Source organism: Pseudoalteromonas sp. NFXS53, from assembly GCF_056629255.1.
The window spans coordinates 1-1,509 of sequence record NZ_JBWVBR010000044.1 but is presented as its reverse complement, the minus strand read 5'-3'; the positions used below and the strand labels follow the sequence as shown (position 1 = coordinate 1,509).

At 36.6% G+C, this 1,509-nt stretch carries 1 protein-coding gene and 1 pseudogene; both read right to left on the bottom strand.

Going from position 1 to position 1,509, the window contains the following annotated elements:
* A pseudogene (locus AC1HJP_RS21105) lies at positions 1-1,238 on the bottom strand (S9 family peptidase); the annotation flags it as partial.
* A 145-nt stretch (positions 1,239-1,383) separates the two neighbouring features.
* A partial coding sequence (locus tag AC1HJP_RS21100; protein ID WP_480363460.1) for an alpha/beta hydrolase family protein occupies positions 1,384-1,509 on the bottom strand: 126 nt, incomplete at its 5' end.

Below are 1,509 nucleotides of genomic sequence, written 5' to 3'. Positions count from 1 at the left end.
GGCAAAGTAAGATAACCATGAATTTCAAGGCCGTCTCTCGCTTTAAATGAAACAGGCTTAGTTTCTGCCATCAAACGGTAGTCGATACCTTCCTTTGTGTTAAATAAAAACTGTAACTTATTCTTATCAGCATGGAACAAATAATATGTGCCCGGATTTATATCACTGTGCGCATACACTATCGACTTGTTCGCATCTAATGTTGAACTAACTAGCTGAATTTGTTCACCAGGCAAAGACTGTATTAAATCTTTTAAACGTTGACTCATTTTTGCCGTGTTATCAACAAAGGCATAAGTTGGGTAACCAGGTTCTAGTTCTACGGCAAAAAGCTCATGATTGATATTATCAACCCATAACTTTTTAGGTGAGACCACTTGGTCTTGAAGTAGTTTTTTGACCTTGCCAGACCCTAGGTTTAACTCAAAAACTCCCTCTGCTTCACCCGACTGAGATGCTGTGATGTAGATCTTTTTACCACTACCATCAAATGCATGCAGATTAATGTCTGTGAGATTTGCATTGAGTTTAAACTCTCTCCAATCATCTTTATTGTTATCTCTAATGTGGATGGTTTGGTTTATATAATCATCTGTCGACAACGACACTCTCACATGTCCTTGATTGTCAGTTAAGAAAGCAGCCATTCTTGAAGGAGAGCGTGTAATTCTTTTTCGCACACCCGTTTTTACGTTCACTCGGTATACGATAGTTGTTGGTTCTTTACTTGCGTTCCATGGAATAGTGTAAACCAACATATGTTTATCATCATGTATCAACGGGTCTAATATGTAAGAAGTACCATATACTGCTGACGCTCTTTTTAAAAGAGAGCCAGTTTCCATTGGTCCTTGGTAACCGACCAAGTATTTATCACTAGAGCCATCAGCATCAACACCAAAAAGTTCACCATGATAAACAGGATGATCTGTCCAACCTTTAACATAGAGCTTTTGCATTACCAAACGCTCATTATTAACCCATTGATAAGAACCTACTTCAGAATTACCTGAGAACCTGACAACATTCTCGATTTTATTTTCTTCTAGATTTAGTACAAATAACCTCTTGCGGCCTTCTACTTCAGAGGTAAAGCTGAGATACTTTCCTGTTGGTGAAATTTTGACTCGTGAGTATTTTTCGCCAGAACTAAACGCTTCAACAGGTATTTGCTTCGCAGCTATTGTTTGTCCAAATAGCAACGACAATACTAAAATCCCATATGTTATTATTTTCATTTTATGTCCATTCTGATTAATAATTTATCTTAACATTAAAACTCTTGTATTTAATTTGTAAACAAAGATACCATCCTTAATTTTATTAACGTAGAAAAAAAGCCCGATTAACTCGGGCTTTTTTCTTTGTTTTGCCAATTCGAAATTAAAGTACTAAGTGCTCATCAAGAAACGCTAAAACTCGTTTGTAGTAGTTGGCTCTATGCTCCGGCTTATAAAAACCATGTCCTTCATTTTCTAACAACATGTATTCATATGGATGCTTCGCTTT